Annotated in this window: 11 protein-coding genes and 1 pseudogene; 7 read left to right on the forward strand and 5 right to left on the reverse strand. The window is 74.2% G+C overall.

Annotation, left to right across the window (positions count from 1 at the left end; translation table 11 throughout):
- The first annotated feature begins 8 nt into the window (after positions 1–8).
- The 6 genes from GA0070213_RS07535 to GA0070213_RS07560 all read left to right on the forward strand — a co-directional run bounded on the left by GA0070213_RS07535 (position 9) and on the right by GA0070213_RS07560 (position 7,408).
- Positions 9–3,404 carry an error-prone DNA polymerase gene (locus tag GA0070213_RS07535; RefSeq protein WP_091059538.1) on the forward strand — a complete coding sequence of 1,132 codons (3,396 nt, stop codon included), beginning with the start codon at positions 9–11 and terminating at the stop codon, positions 3,402–3,404.
- A 96-nt stretch (positions 3,405–3,500) separates the two neighbouring features.
- A complete protein-coding gene (locus GA0070213_RS07540) occupies positions 3,501–3,680 on the forward strand; it encodes a hypothetical protein (RefSeq protein WP_089157237.1) in 180 nt (59 codons plus the stop codon).
- Between the two features lie 2 nt (positions 3,681–3,682).
- A complete protein-coding gene (locus GA0070213_RS07545; protein WP_425412808.1) occupies positions 3,683–4,432 on the forward strand; it encodes a methyltransferase domain-containing protein in 750 nt (249 codons plus the stop codon).
- Entirely contained in the window at positions 4,429–5,592 is a 1,164-nt protein-coding gene (locus GA0070213_RS07550; RefSeq protein WP_091059543.1) for an alkaline phosphatase family protein, read from the forward strand. Before GA0070213_RS07545 ends, GA0070213_RS07550 begins: the two co-directional genes overlap by 4 nt.
- A gap of 39 nt (positions 5,593–5,631) precedes the next feature.
- The gene (locus GA0070213_RS07555; protein WP_091059546.1) at positions 5,632–6,891 is read left to right on the forward strand and encodes a DNA polymerase IV; all 1,260 of its coding nucleotides are present in this window, start codon (positions 5,632–5,634) and stop codon (positions 6,889–6,891) included.
- A 115-nt stretch (positions 6,892–7,006) separates the two neighbouring features.
- On the forward strand, positions 7,007–7,408 hold the full coding sequence (locus tag GA0070213_RS07560; protein ID WP_091059550.1) for a DUF3040 domain-containing protein: 402 nt from the start codon (positions 7,007–7,009) through the stop codon (positions 7,406–7,408).
- Positions 7,409–7,611: 203 nt separating this feature from the next.
- Here GA0070213_RS07560 and GA0070213_RS07565 read toward each other — a convergent pair whose 3' ends face one another.
- The 3 genes from GA0070213_RS07565 to GA0070213_RS07575 are packed head-to-tail and all read right to left on the reverse strand — an operon-like array spanning position 7,612 to position 12,452.
- Entirely contained in the window at positions 7,612–10,077 is a 2,466-nt protein-coding gene (locus GA0070213_RS07565) for a transglutaminase TgpA family protein (RefSeq protein WP_091059554.1), read from the reverse strand.
- A gap of 16 nt (positions 10,078–10,093) precedes the next feature.
- Positions 10,094–11,392 (reverse strand): DUF58 domain-containing protein, encoded by a 1,299-nt coding sequence (locus tag GA0070213_RS07570; protein ID WP_091059557.1) that lies wholly within the window; start codon positions 11,390–11,392, stop codon positions 10,094–10,096.
- Position 11,393: 1 nt separating this feature from the next.
- Positions 11,394–12,452, reverse strand: a complete 1,059-nt coding sequence (locus GA0070213_RS07575; RefSeq protein WP_091059560.1) for an AAA family ATPase — start codon at positions 12,450–12,452, stop codon at positions 11,394–11,396.
- A gap of 351 nt (positions 12,453–12,803) precedes the next feature.
- Between GA0070213_RS07575 and leuS the strand changes: the two genes are divergently transcribed.
- Positions 12,804–15,644, forward strand: a complete 2,841-nt coding sequence (gene leuS, locus GA0070213_RS07580) for a leucine--tRNA ligase (protein WP_091059564.1) — start codon at positions 12,804–12,806, stop codon at positions 15,642–15,644.
- 43 nt (positions 15,645–15,687) lie between these two features.
- On the opposite strand, the gene GA0070213_RS07585 is transcribed toward leuS, so the two are convergent.
- Both GA0070213_RS07585 and GA0070213_RS07590 read right to left on the reverse strand, forming a co-directional pair.
- Complete coding sequence (locus tag GA0070213_RS07585) at positions 15,688–16,479, reverse strand: ABC transporter permease (RefSeq protein WP_091059567.1); 792 nt, start codon at positions 16,477–16,479, stop codon at positions 15,688–15,690.
- Positions 16,480–16,559: 80 nt separating this feature from the next.
- Positions 16,560–17,216: pseudogene (locus GA0070213_RS07590) on the reverse strand (ABC transporter ATP-binding protein); the annotation flags it as partial.
- Positions 17,217–17,331: the final 115 nt, after the last annotated feature.

Below are 17,331 nucleotides of genomic sequence, written 5' to 3' on the forward strand. Positions count from 1 at the left end.
AGCGCGGGATGAGCTTCCACAACCCGAAGATGCCCTGGTCGAAGCTGGAACAGGTGCTCTCCAGCCGGGCGAAGGGCGAGGGAGCCAGGGGTGCGGGAGCCAGGGGTGCGGGAGCCAGGGGCGGGCGCCACCTGCACGTGGTGGACCCGCTCGCGGTCGACGCCGACGGCGGCGACTCCCCGGCCTGGAGCCGCAAGCGCCAGGAATATCGACCGCCCGAGCTGGACCGCCCGGACGGCACGGTGCCCTACGCGGAGCTGCACGCGCACTCCAACTTCAGTTTCCTCGACGGGGCCAGCCACCCCGAGGAGATGGCCGAGGAGGCCGCCCGGCTGGGGCTCACCGCGCTCGCCGTCACCGACCACGACGGCTTCTACGGCGTGGTGCGCTTCGCCGAGGCGGCCCGCGCGCTGCGGCTGCCGACGATCTTCGGAGCGGAACTCTCCCTCGGGCTGCCCGGCCCGCAGAACGGCGAGCCCGATCCGCTCGGCCGGCACCTGCTGGTGCTCGCCCACGGGCACGAGGGGTACGCGCGCCTCGCCGCCACCATCTCCCGGGCCCAGCTGCGCGGCGGGGAGAAGGGCCGCCCGGTCTACGGCGAGCTGGAGCAGATCGCCGCCGAGCTGCGCGACCACGTGCTGGTGCTCACCGGCTGCCGCAAGGGGCACGTGCCCGCCGCGCTGCTCACCGAGGGGGTCGACGCGGCGGCCCGGGAGCTGGACCGGCTCACCGCGTTGTTCGGCGCGGAGACGGTGGCGGTGGAGCTGACCGACCACGGGCATCCGGTCGACGCCGACCGCAACGACGCGCTCGCCGAGCTGGCCGGCGCGGCCGGGCTGCCCACGGTGGCCACGAACAACGTGCACTACGCCACCCCCGGGCGGCGGCGGCTGGCCACCACGGTGGCCGCGGTCCGGGCCCGGCGCAGCCTCGACGAGATCGACGGCTGGCTGCCCGCCGCGGCCACCGCCCACCTGCGCAGCGGCGCGGAGATGGCGGCACGGTTCGCCGCGTACCCGGGTGCGGTGGCGCGGGCCGCCGAGTTCGGCGCGGAACTCGCGTTCGACCTGCACCTGGTCGCGCCGCAGTTGCCGGCGTACCCGGTGCCGGCCGGGCACACCGAGATGAGCTGGCTGCGCCGGCTGACCATGGACGGCGCCCGGGAGCGCTACGGCCCGCCGCAGGCGCACCCGGAGGCGTACGCGCAGTTGGAGCACGAGCTGCGGATGATCGACGAGCTGGGTTTCCCGGGCTACTTCCTGGTGGTCTACGACATCGTCACGTTCTGCCGCGAGCAGGACATCTACTGCCAGGGCCGGGGGTCGGCGGCCAACTCGGCGGTCTGCTACGCGCTGCGCATCACCAACGTGGACGCGGTCCGGCACCGGCTGCTGTTCGAACGCTTCCTCGCCCCGGAGCGGGACGGTCCGCCCGACATCGACGTGGACATCGAGTCCGACCGCCGGGAGGAGGTGATCCAGCACGTCTACGCCCGCTACGGCCGGGAGCACACCGCCCAGGTCGCCAACGTCATCTCGTACCGGCCGCGGTCGGCGGTGCGGGACGTGGCCAAGGCGTTCGGGTTCTCGCCCGGCCAGCAGGACGCCTGGAGCAAGCAGATCGACAGGTGGGGTTCGGTCGCCGCGGTCGACGTGGCGGACATCCCGGAGCAGGTGGTCGCGTACGCGAACGAGCTGCAGACGTTCCCCCGGCACCTGGGCATCCACTCCGGTGGCATGGTGATCTGCGACCGGCCGGTGATCGAGGTCTGCCCGGTGGAGTGGGGCCGGATGCCCGGCCGCAGCGTGCTCCAGTGGGACAAGGACGACTGCGCCGCCGTCGGCCTGGTCAAGTTCGACCTGCTCGGCCTGGGCATGCTGTCGGCGCTGCACTACGGCTACGACCTGATCGGGTCCAGCCTCGACCTGGGCGAGATGACGCTGGACGACCCCGAGGTCTACGACATGCTCTGCCGGGCCGACTCGGTCGGGGTGTTCCAGGTGGAGAGCCGGGCCCAGATGGCCACCCTGCCCCGGCTCAAGCCCCGCGAGTTCTACGACCTGGTGGTGGAGGTGGCGCTGATCCGGCCCGGCCCGATCCAGGGCGGCTCGGTGCATCCCTTCATCCGGCGCAAGAACGGCCAGGAGCCGGTGACGTACGCGCACCCGCTGATGCGCAACGCGCTGGAGAAGACGCTCGGCGTGCCGCTGTTCCAGGAGCAGCTCATGCAGCTCGCCATCGACCTGGCCGGGTTCGACGCGGCCGGGGCGGACCAGCTGCGCCGGGCCATGGGGGCGAAACGTTCGGTGGAGCGGATGGCGCAGATCGCCGACCGGCTCTACGCCGGGATGGCCGAGCGGGGCATCACCGGCGAGCTGGCCGACGACGTCTACCGCAAGCTGACCGCGTTCGCCAGCTACGGCTTCCCGGAGAGCCACGCGATGAGCTTCGCCTACCTGGTCTACGCCAGCTCGTGGCTCAAGCGCTACCACCCGGGCCCGTTCCTGGCCGCGCTGCTCAACGCCCAGCCGATGGGTTTCTACTCGCCGCAGACGCTCGCCGACGACGCCCGCCGGCACGGGGTGGAGGTGCGCCGGCCGGACATCAACGCCAGCGGCGCCCAGGCGGTGCTGGAGTCCGGTCCGGAGACCCGGTGGGGCAGCGTGCCGGGCGAGCCGCCGCACGCCTGGGGGCTGGGCGGCCCGGCGGTCCGGCTCGGGCTGGGCAGCGTCCGTACCCTCGGCGACGGCGTGGCCGAGCGGATCGAGGCGGAGCGGGCCGCGCACGGGCCGTACCGGGACATGCCGGACCTGGCCCGCCGCGTCGGTCTCACCGCGGCGCAGCTGGAGGCGCTGGCCACCGCGGACGCCTTCGCCGGTTTCGGGCTGACCCGGCGGCAGGCCCTCTGGGCCGCCGGCGCGGCGGCCCAGGACCGGCCCGGCCGGCTGCCCGGCACGGTGACCGGCGTGGAGCCGCCCACCCTGCCCGGCATGGCGGCGGTGGACCGGTTGGTCGCCGACGTCTGGGCCACCGGCCTGTCCCCGGAGAGCCACCCGGCCCGGTTTCTCCGGGACCGGCTCGACGCGCTGGGCGCGGTGCCGATCGCCCGGCTCGGCCAGGTGCCTCCCGGGCAGCGGATCCGGGTCGGCGGGATCGTCACCCACCGGCAGCGGCCGGCGACCGCCGGCGGGGTCACGTTCCTCAACCTGGAGGACGAGACCGGCATGCTCAACGTCACGTGTTCGCCGGGGCTCTGGCAGCGCTACCGTCGAATCGCCCGCACCAGCGGAGCACTGGTGGTGCGGGGTCGGTTGCAGCGGCACGAGGGCGTCACGAACCTCACCGCGGACCGGCTGGACGCGATCGAGCCGCCCGTCACGCCGGCGTCCCGGGATTTCCGTTGATGGCAGTGATCCACATTACGGTTTCCGGAAGCCGGACACGGGAGACTCCCGGACGCGGGTGGGCAGAGTCGCCCACCCCGGTATGGGGGATGAACGATGACCTTTCACAGCACGTACCCCGGTGGCGTGGCCAACGCCCGACGGACCCGGCTCGGCGCCGGGTGGGCGCCCACCCACGAGATCGAGCCGCGGGAGCACCAGGTGACCGACGGCCCGGTGGCCAACGCCCAGCGGTCCCGCGCGGAGGAGGACCCGGCGGGCGGCGGCGAGTCCTGACCCTGGCTAGGCTCGGCGGCGTGGAGCAGACCCGAACCCTCACCCCCCGCACCGCCGTGATCTGGGCGGTGCTCCGGGCCGAGCTGGACCGGCGGGCCGGCGAGCGGCTCTCCGTGCTCGACGTCGGCGGCGGGACCGGCGGCTTCGCCGTCCCGCTCGCCGAGGCCGGCCACCGGGTCACCGTGGTCGACGCCAGTCCCGACGCGCTCGCCGCGCTGACCCGCCGGGCCGCCGAGGCCGGGGTCGCCGATCGGGTACGCGCGACGCAGGGCGACGCCGACGCGCTCACCGGGCTGGTCGAGCCGGCCTCCGTGGACCTGGTGCTCTGCCACTCCGTCCTGGAGGTGGTCGACGCGCCGGAGCCGGTGATCACGGCGCTGGCCGGCGCGCTGCGTCCCGGCGGGGCGGCGAGCGTGCTGGTGGCCGCGCGGGCCGCCGCCGTGCTGGGCCGGGCGATCAACGGCCAGCTGGACGCCGCCGCCGCGCTCGCCACCGACCCGCACGGCACCGCGGGCGGCCGGGACACCCTGCGCCGCCGCTACGACGCCGAGGGCGCGACCGCGCTGCTCACCGCCGCCGGGCTCGCCGTCGAGGAGATCCACGGCGTACGCGTGCTCGCCGACCTGCTTCCGGCCGCCGTGGCGGACGGCCAGCCCGCCGCGTTGCTCGAGTTGGAGCGCGCCCTGGCGGCGAAGCCGCCGTACCGTGACCTCGCCGCCCAGCTGCACCTGTTCGCCCGCCGCCCGGCATGACCGGCCCGGGCCCGGGGCCGCTGGCGCGGGTCGCGCCCCGCTACGGCGGGGGCAGCCTGGTCGACGTGCTGCCCAGCGCGCTGTCGCTGTTCGGTGTCCCCGGCGCGGTCGACAGCCTCGGCCTGGCGCACCGGCTGACCGGGGTACGCCGGCTCGCCGTGCTGCTCGTCGACGGGCTCGGGTGGTACCAGATCCCCACCGCCGCCCGGTACGCGCCGACGCTGGCCGGGCTGGCCGCCACCACCGGCTTCCCGCTCACCGCGGGCTTCCCCTCCACCACCCCGACCAGCCTGGTCGGCCTCGGCACCGGCGTCGCGTCCGGCGCGCACGGCGTGCTCGGCTTCACGGTCCGGGTGCCCGGCACCGACCGGGTCCTCACCCACGTCGACTGGGCCGGCGACCCCGACCCGTCCCGCTGGCAGCCGGTCCCCACCTGGTACGAGCGGGCCCGTGCCGCCGGGGTGGCGGTGACCGTGGTCAGCCGACCCGAGTTCGCCGGCAGCGGCCTCACCGTGGCCGCCAACCGCGGGGGCGACTACCGCGGCGCGACCGGGGTCGACGCGCTCGCCGCGCGGATGCTGGCCGCGCTGGCCGCCGGCACCGGGCCGACCCTGGTTTCCGGCTACCACCCCGACCTGGACCGGCACGGGCACCTCAGCGGCGTCGACTCCGCCCCGTGGCGGTCGGCCGCCGCGGCGGTGGACACGTTGCTGGCCCGGCTGGTCGACGGCCTGCCGCCGGACGCCGCGCTGCTGGTCACCGCCGACCACGGCCAGCTCGACATCCCCGCCGGGCACCGGATCGACCTGGACGCCGATCCCCGGCTGCGGGCCGGGGTGCGGGTGCTGGCCGGTGAGCCCCGGGTCCGCTACCTGCACGTCGAGCCGGGCGCGGAGGCCGACGTGGTGGCCGCCTGGACGGCGGTGCTGGACGGCGCGGCCGACGTGCTGACCCGGGCGGAGGCGGTGGCGACCGGCTGGTTCGGGCCGGTGCCGGAGGCGCACCTGGCCCGGATCGGCGACGTGGTGGTGGTCTGCCGCGACACGTACGCGGTGGTCGCCACCCGGTCCGAGCCGCCGATGGTGTCGCGGTTGGTGGCGTACCACGGCGCGGACACCGCCGCCGAGATGACCGTGCCGCTGCTGGTGGTCCGGGGCTGACCGGCGCGGGTGTCGGACCGGCGGGCTAGCCTGCGGGTCATGGGCCGCAGCCAGTCGTTGCCCCGGGGCGGTGATCCGCGCTTCGGGCCGGACGCCGACGACACCGGCTCTTCGATCCTGCACGTCGACATGGACGCGTTCTTCGCCTCGGTGGAGGTGCGCCGTCGCCCCGAACTGCGCGGCCGGCCGGTGGTGGTGGGCGGCGTCGGCCCGCGCGGGGTGGTCAGCTCGGCCAGCTACGAGGCCCGCCGGTTCGGGGTGCGCAGCGCGATGCCCACCGCCCGGGCCCGCGCGCTCTGCCCGGGCGCGGTCTACCTGCCGCCCGACTTCGGCGCCTACTCGGAGGCGTCCCGGGCGGTCATGCAGATCTTCCGCGACGTCACCCCGCTGGTCGAGCCGCTCTCGTTGGACGAGGCGTTCCTCGACGTGGCCGGTGCCCGGCGGTTGTTCGGCCGGCCGGCGGCCATCGCCGCGCTGATCCGTCGACGGGTGGCCGAGGAGCAGCGGTTGACCTGCTCGGTCGGGGTGGCGTCGAGCAAGTTCGTGGCCAAGCTCGGCTCGACCCGGGCCAAGCCGGACGGGATGCTCGTGGTGCCCGCCGACCGGGTGCTCGACTTCCTGCACCCGCTGCCGGTGTCGGCGTTGTGGGGGGTGGGGGAGCGGTCGGCGGAGGCGCTGCGCCGCCTCGGCCTGCGCACCGTGCGTGACCTGGCCGAGGCGCCACCCGGCCTGCTGCGTCGGGCGGTGGGCGAGGCCTCCGCCGCGCACCTGCACGAGTTGGCCTGGGGGCGGGACCCGCGCGGCGTGTCCCCGGAGCACGTGGAGAAGTCGATCGGCGCGGAGACCACGTTCGAGACCGACGTGACCGACCCGGGCGAGATCCGGCGGGCCCTGCTCGCCCTCGCCGACAAGGCCGGGGCCCGGCTGCGGGCGGCCGGGCAGGTGGGTCGCACGGTGTCGCTGAAGGTCCGGTTCGCCGACTTCCGCACGGTGAGTCGCGCCCGCACCCTCGCCGTGCCGACCGACACCGCCCGGGAGATGTTCGACACGGCCTGGGCGCTCTGGGGGGTTCTCGCCCCGGGCGAGCCGGTCCGGCTGGTCGGCGTCCGGATGGAGGGGCTCGCCCCGGCGGAGGAGACGCCGCGGCAGCTCACCCTGGGTGAGCCGGAGCGGGGCTGGCGGGAGGCGGAGGCGGCGGCGGACGCGGCGGCTGCCCGATTCGGGCGGTCCGTCATAGGTCCGGCCAGTCTTCTCGGCCGGCGTGATCCGCGCCCAGTCGAAAAACCGACCCGGCCGTAGGTCGTCCCGCTTTCCGACGCGCGAGCACCCTCGTAGACTTGCGGGTAAGCAGCCGGTTGGCTGCCACGGTCTGTCGGCCCGACCGGGCCGACCAACGTGACCGGGGAGGAGTGCCGTGCCGCTCTCGGAGCACGAGCAGCGGCTGTTCGAGCAGATCGAGCAGTCGCTTGCCGAGGATCCCAAGTTCGCCTCGGCCGTGCGCGCCAGCGACCCGCGTTTCCACGCGCGGCGTCGCGTGCTCGTCGCTGCCGGCGTGGTCGTCGTTGGTCTGGCCCTGTTGATCTACGGTGCCGTGATCAAGATTCCCGCGGTGGCCGTGGCGGGCTTCGTCGTCATGCTGGCCTCGTTGGGCTACGCGGTGCAGTCGCACCGCCGATCCCAGTCGCCCGACCTGCACGTGGTCGGCGGCACCACAACGAGCCGGCGTCGTCCCCGTGGCCGCAGCGGCGGTCGCCGGGGCTCCTTCCTCGACCGGATGGAGGACCGCTGGCGGCAGCGCCCGGAGGGCCACCGCTGACCACGCGCCGCCCCTGACCGGGCGGGTGCGCCAGGCCCGCGCTCGCCGACACCCGCCGGCGAGCGCGCCAGATCCGTCGCGCCGCCCGACCGGTCGACCCCCACCCGCGTGATCAAGGGGTTCGCGTCACGGATTCGTTCCGCGCCGACGCGAACTCCTTGATCGACGGGGGACCGGCGTGGGTGCCGGCCGGCGGCGGAGGGTCAGCGGGCCGGGCGACCCGCCAACAGCCGGCGCGGGCTCCAGCGCACCATCCACTGCCGCGCCTGCCCGGTGGTGGTGACCAGCCGGGCCGACCGCTCGGCCAGGGCGGTGCGCCAACGCATCAGCACCGACGGCGGCAGCACCGCGGCCAGCAACCGGGTACGCCGGTTCGCCCGCGCGGCCAGCGCCCCGCGTACCGTTCCCAGCGCCGGTTGCAGCTCGGCGTCGGTGAGCGGGTCACGGGCGTAACGGGCCCGCTCCTCGGCCCGACCCAGCAGCCGGACCCCGGTCGCCGCGCCGGCGTCCTCGGCCAGCGCCTCCCGGGTCAACCGCTCGGCGGTCGCCCGCGGCGTCTCGGTGCCGTCGACCGGGACGTGGAAGTCGACGAGCGTGTCCAGCAGCTCGTCCCAGGCGGCGTGCGCGTCGGCGCGAGCCGCCTCGGCGTCCACCCCGACCACGATCTGTCGGGTTTCGCCCCGCTGACCGGGCACGGCCACCGCGGTGGCCGTCGGCGGGGCCGCCCGGACCCGGCGTCGGCGGCGCAGCGCCGAACGGCGCAGGGCCGGCAGGGCGAGCAGCGCCAGCAGGGCGAGCGCCCCGGCCAGCCACCACGGCCAGACCGTGTCCTGCCGGGCCGGCCCGCTCTCGCCGACCGCCAGGCCCTGGTCGGCGTCCTTGTCGAGACGGTCCGGTTCGTCCGGGCCGGCCGACGGGTTCGCCGCGCCGGGAGCGGCGCTGCTGCCCGGCGACGGGGTGATCTCCTCCGGCGCGTCGGTGTCCGGAGCCCAGGCGGACCGGACCGAACCGGGGATGCTGGCCGCCGGGGTGGCGTCGAACGGCACCCAGCCGATCCGGCTGAAGTAGACCTCGGTCCAGGCGTGCAGGTTCTGGTTGGTCAGCACGTAGGTGCCGCCGTCGGTGTTGCTGCCGTTGGTGAACCCGACCGCCACCCGGGCCGGCACGCCGGCGGCCCGGACCAGCCAGGCCATCGCCGCGGCGTACTGCTGGCAGTAGCCGACCTTGGTGGCGAGGAAGTCGGTGATGTCCGCGCCGCTGCTGCCGTTGCGGGTGGAGAGCGCGTAGGTGAAGCCGTTCTCCACCGAGAAGTAGTCGTAGATCGCCCGGACCTTGTCGTAGTTGGTCTTCCGGCCCTCGGTGAGACGGGTGACCAGTCGCTCCACGTCCGGGACCGTCGGCCTGGTGGTGCCCTGCCGCATCACCGCGCTCTCCGACGGCGGGGCCGGCGCGGCGCGCAGCGCGTCCGGGTTGAACGTCGACCGCACGTACTCGAACGAGTAGCGCTTGCCGCGCGCGTTCTCCCGGTTGGAGAAGACGACCTGCTGGTTGGCGTCGTAGCGCCAGTTGCCGTTGAGGTCCTCGGTCCGGACCGGCTCGGCGTAGACCGGCAGCAGCGGCATGTTCAGGTTCTTCGTCACCTCGACCGTGGCCCGGTAGGTCCGCTGCTCGACCCCCCGGGGCGCGCGTTCGGACGGGTCGGGCAGCTCGCGGGTGACCTGGTCCCCGGTCGGCACGCGGGCCTGGAAGCCGCTCGGCCGCAGGTCGTCCACCACGCCCAGGCGCAGGTAGAACGGGTTCGGCTCGTTGGTGGTGACCTTGACCAGGTCGAACCGCTCACTCTGGTTGAGCTGGCCGCTCAGCGCGGCGAACAGGTCGATCCGGCCGCTGGTGCCGCCCTGACCGGGCCGCCCGGTGCCGTCGCCGGGGCCGGCGCCGACGTTGTTCAGCAGGCCGCCGGTCATCCCGGGCACGGCCAGCGGCAGCGCCACCGCCACCAGCACCCCGACCACGGCCAGCCGGCGGCCGGCCGCGGCGAGCGGCGACGCCTCCCACACGTCGACGTCGCGTCCCTCGCCGGTGAACCGGCGGCCGAACCGGCGCACCCGGTCGACGTTGTCGGTCACCAGCAACCACAGGTAGCCCGCGGCGCCCACCACGAACGGGGTGGCGGGGACACTGTCCACGTAGACCGCCACCGGCACCGAGTAGATGGCGAGCATCGGCAGCCCGGCCAGCGCCGGCCGGCGCAGCCCGACCGCGAGCACGTCGACCACCACCGCCACCGCGCCGATGCCGAGCACGGCGAGGAAGAGCAGCGAGTCGACGTCGGGAACCTTGACACCGTACGCGCGCATGTCCTGCAACGAGGTCTGGAGCAGGTCGCCGAAGTGGGCGAAGGTGGCCGGGGTCGGCACGAACGCGAGCAGCTCGGTGCCGCCGGGAAAGACCCACGTCAGGCCCAGGGTCAGGCCGGCCAGCATGGCCAGCAGCTGACCCCACAGCGGGGCCCGGCCCAACCGGCTCAGCGCCGCCGCGCCGGCCACCACGGAGACCACGATGGCCGCCTGGACCAGCCACGTCCAGCGCTCGAAGATCGCCGACAGCGGGGCCGCCGCCAGCAGGGTCGCCGCCGCGGCGACGAAACCGATGTTGCGGTGCGGGGTCACCGAATCGTCCTTCCGGTCATCGCATGCCGCCGGCGACCGTCTCGGCCAGCGCCGCCCGCAGGGCGAAGCCCTGCGAGCCGCGGCCGGCCTGCGGCCACAGTGCCGGCAGCCGGTTGCCGTGCTCCACCCCGATGACCCGCCAGCCGCTCTGCAGCAGGGCGAGGGCGGAGCTGCCGTGCGCCCGCTCCGCCTCGACCCGGGCCTTGGGCGGCAGGTTCAACCAGGTGTTGCTGTCGAGCAGGAACGCCACGCAGGTGGCGCCGTTGCCACGCAGCCCGGCCAGCAGCTCCGCCTCGGCGTCACCGAGCGTGCCGAACAACGCGATGATCAGGCCGCCGTCGGCCCGCTGCCGGACCTGCTGCACCAGCGTGGTGATCTCGCCGCGCCGGTCCAGGTGCACCTCGGCGAGATGGTCGAGGAGCAGGCCCTCACCACCGGCCTCGGTGGCGCCGACGTCCACGCCGTTGCCGGTGACCAGGCGCAGCTTGTAACCGGCCTGGCGCAGGTGCACGGCGATGCTGGCGGCGGCCGAGACGGCCCACTCGAAGCTGGCCGTCGGTCCCTCGCCCCGGTGGCCGGCGGCGCGGGTGTCCAGCACCACGGTGGCCCGGCTCTCCCACGGTTGCTCCTCGCGGCGCACCATCAGCTCACCGGTGCGGGCGGTCGACTTCCAGTGCACCCGGCGCAGGTCGTCGCCCATCCGGTACTCCCGGGTGGCGGCGTCGTCCTCGCCGTGCACCGCGACCGAGCGGGCCCGGCTGTCGCCGCTGCCGGCGTACTCGCCCGGCAGCCGCACCGAGGGCAGCGGGGTGACCTGCGGGATCACGGTGAGGTGGTCGGTGCTGGGGAACGACCGGGTCAGCTCGCACAGCCCGAACGGGTCGGTCAGCCGGATCACCAGCGGACCCACGTCGTAGCGGCCGCGCACGTCGGCGCGGACCGTGTACGCCACGGAGCTGGCCTGGTGCGCGCCGAGCCGTTCCAGCACCACCCGGGGCCGGCTGCCCAGCGCGTAGGGCAGCCGGTCCTCCAGCAGCAGGGTGCCGGTGGGCAGCCGGGACAGGTTCTGCAACCGCAGCACCACCCGGGAGCTGGCGCCGACCGGCACCCGGTGCGGCTCGAGCGTGCGGTGACAGGCCAGCTTGTATCGGCTGCGCCCCACGTACGCGGCGGCGAGCAGCGGCAGGACGGCCAGCAGGACGGCCACCCGGAGCAGGTCCTTCTCGCCGAGGATGGCGGCGGAGATCGCGGCCGCGACCGCGGCCGCCAGGAAGGAGCGGCCGCGGGTGGTCAGCCCGCGCAGGCCGTCACGCACGTCATGGCCTCCGTGGCTCGTACGGCCCGCGGCCGTTGCCGGTCCCGTGGCCGGGTCGGGTGTCGTACGGGGAACGCTGCCGGTCGTGCGGCAACGGCAGGCGGTGCACCAGCTCGGCGACGATCGCGTCGGTGGTGCGCCGGGCGAGCTGCGCGTCCGCCGTCGGGATGATCCGGTGCGCCAGCACCGGCACCGCGAGGGTCTGCAGGTCGTCCGGGAGGACGTAGTCGCGGCCCTCCAGGGCGGCCACCGCGCGGGCGGTGCGCAGCAGTTGCAGGGTGGCCCGCGGGGATGCGCCGAGCCGCAGGTCGGGTGCCTCACGGGTGGCGGTCACCAGGGCGATCGCGTACTGCTTGACGGCGTCGGCGACGTGCACCTGCCGCACGTGGCCGATCAGCCGGCGTACGGTCGCCGCGTCGGAGACCGGGCGCAGCCCCGCCAGCGGGTCGGTGGCCCCGTGCCCGTCGAGCATGGCCAGCTCGGCGTTCGGGTCCGGATAGCCCATCGCGATGCGGGCGGTGAACCGGTCCCGCTGCGCCTCGGGCAGCGGGTAGGTGCCCTCCATCTCGATCGGGTTCTGCGTCGCGATCACCATGAACGGCGTCTGGAGCTGGTAGGTCACCCCGTCGACCGTGACCTGCCGCTCCTCCATGCACTCGAGCAGCGCCGACTGGGTCTTCGGCGAGGCCCGGTTGATCTCGTCGCCGACGACCAGGTTGGCGAAGACCGCGCCCGGACGGAACTCGAAGTCGTGGGTCTCCTGGTTGTAGACGCTGACGCCGGTGACGTCGCTGGGCAGGAGGTCGGGGGTGAACTGGATGCGGCGGACCGAGCAGTCGATGGACCGGGCCATCGACTTGGCGAGCTTGGTCTTGCCGACGCCGGGCACGTCCTCGATGAGCAGGTGACCCTCGGCGAGCAGCACCGCCAGGGCGAGCCGGACGGTGGCCGTCTTACCCGCGATGACCTGCTCGATGTTGGCCACGATGGCCTCGCTTGCGGCACGGAACTCGTCGTGCGGCAGCAGACCGCCCACCTCGTCCCAGGTCTGTTGTGTCACGGGCCTCCTCCTCGTCGCCGGAACGGCAGCTCTGTATAGAGCACCTGGACCCGCCGTTGGGTTCGCGACGCCGAGCCTCGTCTGCCGCACGCATCTCACTGGCCTCTCAGGCTAACCATGTTTGTCGCTATCGCCGACTCCCGCAGGTGGTCGGTCGGTTACGCCCCGAATATTCGCCGGACGGGGGACCGGGGTACACTGCGACGCATGGCCGGAGTCTTCCTGCTTCTTACCGAGCCGTGCTGATGCGCTGAACGCGCGACAGCACGGCCGCCCCTCCTGCGCGAGGGGCTTTTTTGTGCCCGAAGCAGATCTCCATCCACCCGACATGACCCGCGCCGAGGAGACGCCATGAGTGAGGCAGCCGCACCGGCCACCGACATTCCCCCGTTCCGGTACACCGCCGCCCTGGCCGACGAGATCGAGAACCGCTGGCAGGACACCTGGGAGCGGGAGGGCACCTTCCACGCGCCGAACCCGACCGGCCCGCTGGCCGACCCGGGCCACCCCCGCGCCGGCGCGGAGAAGCTGTACGTGCTGGACATGTTCCCCTACCCGTCGGGCGCCGGCCTGCACGTCGGGCACCCGCTGGGCTACATCGGCACCGACTGCTACGCCCGCTACCAGCGGATGACCGGGCGCAACGTGCTGCACGCGATGGGCTTCGACGCGTTCGGCCTGCCGGCCGAGCAGTACGCGGTGCAGACCGGCACCCACCCGCGGACCACCACGGTCGCCAACATCGAGCGGTACAAGGCGCAGCTGCGCCGGTTGGGGCTGGGCCACGACGAGCGGCGCTCGGTGGCGACCATCGACACCGACTTCTACCGCTGGACGCAGTGGATCTTCCTGCAGATCTTCAACTCCTGGTACGACGCGGACGCGCGGAAGGCCCGGCCGGTCGCCGAGCTGATCGCCGAGTTCGAGGGCGGGAACCGCCCGACCCCGGACGGCCGCCCGTGGGCCGAGCTGACCGTGGCCGAGCGCCGCCGCGTCGTCGACGACCACCGGCTGGCGTACGTCTCGGAGGCGCCGGTGAACTGGTGCCCGGGGCTGGGCACCGTGCTGGCCAACGAGGAGGTCACCGCCGACGGCCGCTCCGAGCGGGGCAACTTCCCGGTCTTCAAGCGCAACCTGAAGCAGTGGATGATGCGCATCACCGCGTACGGCGACCGGCTGCTGGACGACCTGGACACATTGGACTGGCCCGAGCCGATCAAGCTGCAGCAGCGCAACTGGATCGGCCGGTCGACCGGCGCGCACATCGACTTTCCGACCGCCGCCGCCCCGGTGCGGGTGTTCACGACCCGGCCGGACACGATCTTCGGCGCCACCTACATGGTGCTGGCGCCCGAGCACGAGCTGGTCGACGTGCTGACGCCGGTCGCCTGGCCGGAGGGGACGAAGGACGCGTGGACCGGCGGGCACGCCGGTCCCCGTGAGGCCGTCGAGGCGTACCGGAAGGCCGCCGCGGCCAAGACGGACGTCGAGCGGCAGGCGGACAGCAAGGAGAAGACCGGCGTCTTCGTCGGCGCCTGGGCGACCAACCCGGTGACCGGCGGGCAGATCCCGATCTTCATCGCCGATTACGTGCTGGCCGGCTACGGCACCGGCGCGATCATGGCGGTGCCCGCGCAGGACGAGCGGGACTGGGCCTTCGCCGAGGTCTTCGACCTGCCGATCGTGCGCACCGTGGCACCGCCGGAGGGCTTCGACGGCAAGGCGTTCACCGGCGACGGACCGGCGATCAACAGCGCCGCCCCGGACCGGGGCGTCGACCTGGACGGCCTGGGGGTGGCCGAGGCCAAGGCCCGGATCATCGAGTGGCTGGAGGCGAACGGGCACGGCGCGGGCGCGGTGACCTGGCGGCTGCGCGACTGGCTGTTCTCCCGGCAGCGCTACTGGGGCGAGCCGTTCCCGATCGTCTACGACTCCACCGGGGCGCCGATCGCGCTGCCGGAGTCGATGCTGCCCGTCGAACTGCCCGAGGTGGACGACTTCTCGCCGAAGACGTTCGACCCGGAGGACGCGCAGAGCAACCCGGAGACCCCGCTGTCGCGGCGGCGCGACTGGGTCGAGGTCGAGCTGGACCTGGGTGACGGGCCGAAGCGCTACACCCGGGAGACCAACGTGATGCCGCAGTGGGCCGGCTCCTGCTGGTACGAGCTGCGCTACCTGGACCCGACCGACTCGCAGCGCTTCGCCGACCCGGAGAACGAGGCGTACTGGATGGGGCCGCGACGGCCCGGCGACTGCGGGGGCACCGACCTGTACGTCGGCGGCGCCGAGCACGCCGTGCTGCACCTGCTGTACGCCCGCTTCTGGCACAAGGTGCTGTTCGACCTGGGGCACGTCTCGTCGTTCGAGCCGTTCCGCCGGCTGTTCAACCAGGGCATGATCCAGGCGTACGCGTTCGTCGACGCCCGGGGCGCCTACGTGCCCGCCGAGGAGGTCGTCGAGGTCGACGGCCGCTGGTTCCACGGCGAGACCGAGGTCCGCCGCGAGTACGGCAAGATGGGCAAGTCGCTGAAGAACGTGGTCACCCCGGACGACATGTGCGCGGCGTACGGCGCCGACACCTTCCGGGTGTACGAGATGTCGATGGGGCCGCTGGAGGTGTCCCGCCCGTGGGAGACCCGGGCGGTGGTCGGCTCGTACCGGTTCCTGCAGCGGGTCTGGCGCACGGTGGTGGACGAGCAGACCGGTGACTCGCGGGTGACCGATGCACCGGCCGACGAGGCGACCCGACGGCTGCTGCACAAGGTGATCGACGGGGTCCGCGCCGACATGGACGGGGTCCGGTTCAACACCGCGATCGCCAAGCTGATCGAGCTGACCAACGGCCTGACCCAGCTGGCGGCGACGCCCCGGGAGGTGGCCGAGCCGCTGGTGCTGATGGTCGCCCCGTTCGCCCCGCACCTGGCCGAGGAGCTGTGGCGCCGGCTGGGCCACGACACCTCGCTGGCGTACGCCGACTTCCCGGTGGCCGACCCGGCGCTGCTGGTGGCCGAGTCGGTGACCTACCCGGTGCAGGTCAACGGCAAGGTCCGGGGTCGGATCGAGGTGGCGGCCGACGCGTCCGAGGAGACGGTGCGGGCGGCCGCGCTGGAGGCGGTCGCCGGCGCGTTGGCCGGCAAGGAGCCGCGCAAGGTGATCGTGGTGAAGGGCCGGATGGTCTCGGTCGTCGCCTGACCCGGCTCGTGGGCGCGCCCGGTGCGGGCGCGCCCACGACCGGTCAGGGCTCGCGGCGGTGCACGACGACCGCGGCGAGCAGCGCGGCGACCACCGGCCAGACGACGAACACCGCCCAGGAGCCGGGCACGGTCGCCACGTGCAGGTTCGGCAGCACGTACGGGTTACCGACGAGCCGTTCCCACGCCGGCACCGGCAGCGCGTTGTGGACCGAGGCGGTCCACTTGTTGGTGATGTCGAAGGCGAGCGGCGCGAGCAGCAGCAGCGTCGTGGTGACCACGATGGCCGGCGCGGTGTGCCGCACCAGGGCGCCGACGCCGAACCCGATCAGCGCGCACATCGGCAACAGCAGCGCCGACGCCACGACGGCGCGCAGCGCGTCGGGATCACCGATCGACGCGCCGGCCCCCCGGTCGGCGAGGATCGCCTGGGACACCCCGAACGACGCGACGGCGGCCACCGCGCCGACCACCAGCATGACGGCGGCCAGCACCACCACCTTGGCGGCCGCCACGGCGCGCCGGTCCGGCACCGCGACAAGCGTGGTGCGGATCTGGCCGCTGGCGTACTCACCGGCGATCATCAGCGCGCCCACCGTGCCGGCCGCGAGCATGACGAACAGCCAGCCCTCCTCCGGGAACGCGTCGTGGATCGGGTCGAACGCGGCCCGACGCTCGGCGGAGTAGCCCGGCCAGTTGTGGTGATCGGCGAGCGCGGCGCGGACGCTGAACAGCACGGCCGACACCGCGATCAGCGCCATCGACCCGTACGTGGAGCGCAGCGACCAGAGCTTGATCCACTCGGCGGCGAGCAGGTCACGGAAACGGGCGGTCACGAGCGGCCTCCGGTGGGATAGTCGACGCGGTCGGCGGTGAGATCCATGAACGCCTCCTCCAACGAGGTGGCGCCGTTGTCGCGCCCGCGGGCGGTGAACGCGGCGAGGCTCTCGTCGACGAGCAGTTCACCCCGGCCGATCACCACGAGGTGGTCGGCGGTCTGTTCCATCTCGCTCATCAGGTGACTGGAGACGAGCACGGTGCGGCCCTCGGCGGCGAGCCGGCGGAACAGCCCGCGTACCCAGCGCACCCCGTGCGGGTCCAGGCCGTTGAACGGCTCGTCGAAGAGCAGCACCGGCGGGTCGCCGAGCAGTGCGGCGGCGATGCCGAGCCGCTGCCGCATGCCGAGGGAGAAGCCGCCGATCCGGCACCGCGCCACGTCGGCCAGGCCCACCTGGTCCAGCACCTCGCCCACCCGGGCGCGAGGAATCCCGTTGCTGCGGGCCAGCGCCGCCAGGTGGGCCCGTGCGCTGCGCCCGCCGTGCACGTCGCCGGCGTCCAGCAGCGCCCCGGCGTACCGCAACCCCCGCCGCCGTCCGGCGAACGGCTGCCCGTCGACGAGCGCGGTGCCGGCGGTCGGCCGGTGCAGGCCGAGGACGAGCCGGAGCGTGGTGGACTTGCCGGCGCCGTTGGGGCCGAGGAACCCGGTGACGTGTCCGGGTCGGACGGTGAGTGTGAGCCGGTCGACGGCGGTGACTCCGCCGTACCGTTTGGTGAGGTCCCTGAGCTCGATCATGGCTCCGACGCTTCCGTGTCCGGGCCGTCGGGTCGTCGTGCGGGCGGCCACACCGGACCGTCGGGGCTCCGCCCCCGGGCGTACGCCCGCGGGCCGATGACCGGGTGGCCGAGCA

It is taken from the genome of Micromonospora humi, from assembly GCF_900090105.1.
Taxonomy (GTDB): domain Bacteria; phylum Actinomycetota; class Actinomycetes; order Mycobacteriales; family Micromonosporaceae; genus Micromonospora; species Micromonospora humi.

Bases quoted from the DNA above. Each gene is read 5' to 3' on its own strand.
- GA0070213_RS07535 (WP_091059538.1), top strand. From the start codon at position 9: ATGAGCTTCCACAACCCGAAGATGCCCTGGTCGAAGCTGGAACAGGTG.
- GA0070213_RS07540 (WP_089157237.1), top strand. From the start codon at position 3,501: ATGACCTTTCACAGCACGTACCCCGGTGGCGTGGCCAACGCCCGACGG.
- GA0070213_RS07550 (WP_091059543.1), top strand. From the start codon at position 4,429: ATGACCGGCCCGGGCCCGGGGCCGCTGGCGCGGGTCGCGCCCCGCTAC.
- GA0070213_RS07555 (WP_091059546.1), top strand. From the start codon at position 5,632: ATGGGCCGCAGCCAGTCGTTGCCCCGGGGCGGTGATCCGCGCTTCGGG.
- leuS (WP_091059564.1), top strand. From the start codon at position 12,804: ATGAGTGAGGCAGCCGCACCGGCCACCGACATTCCCCCGTTCCGGTAC.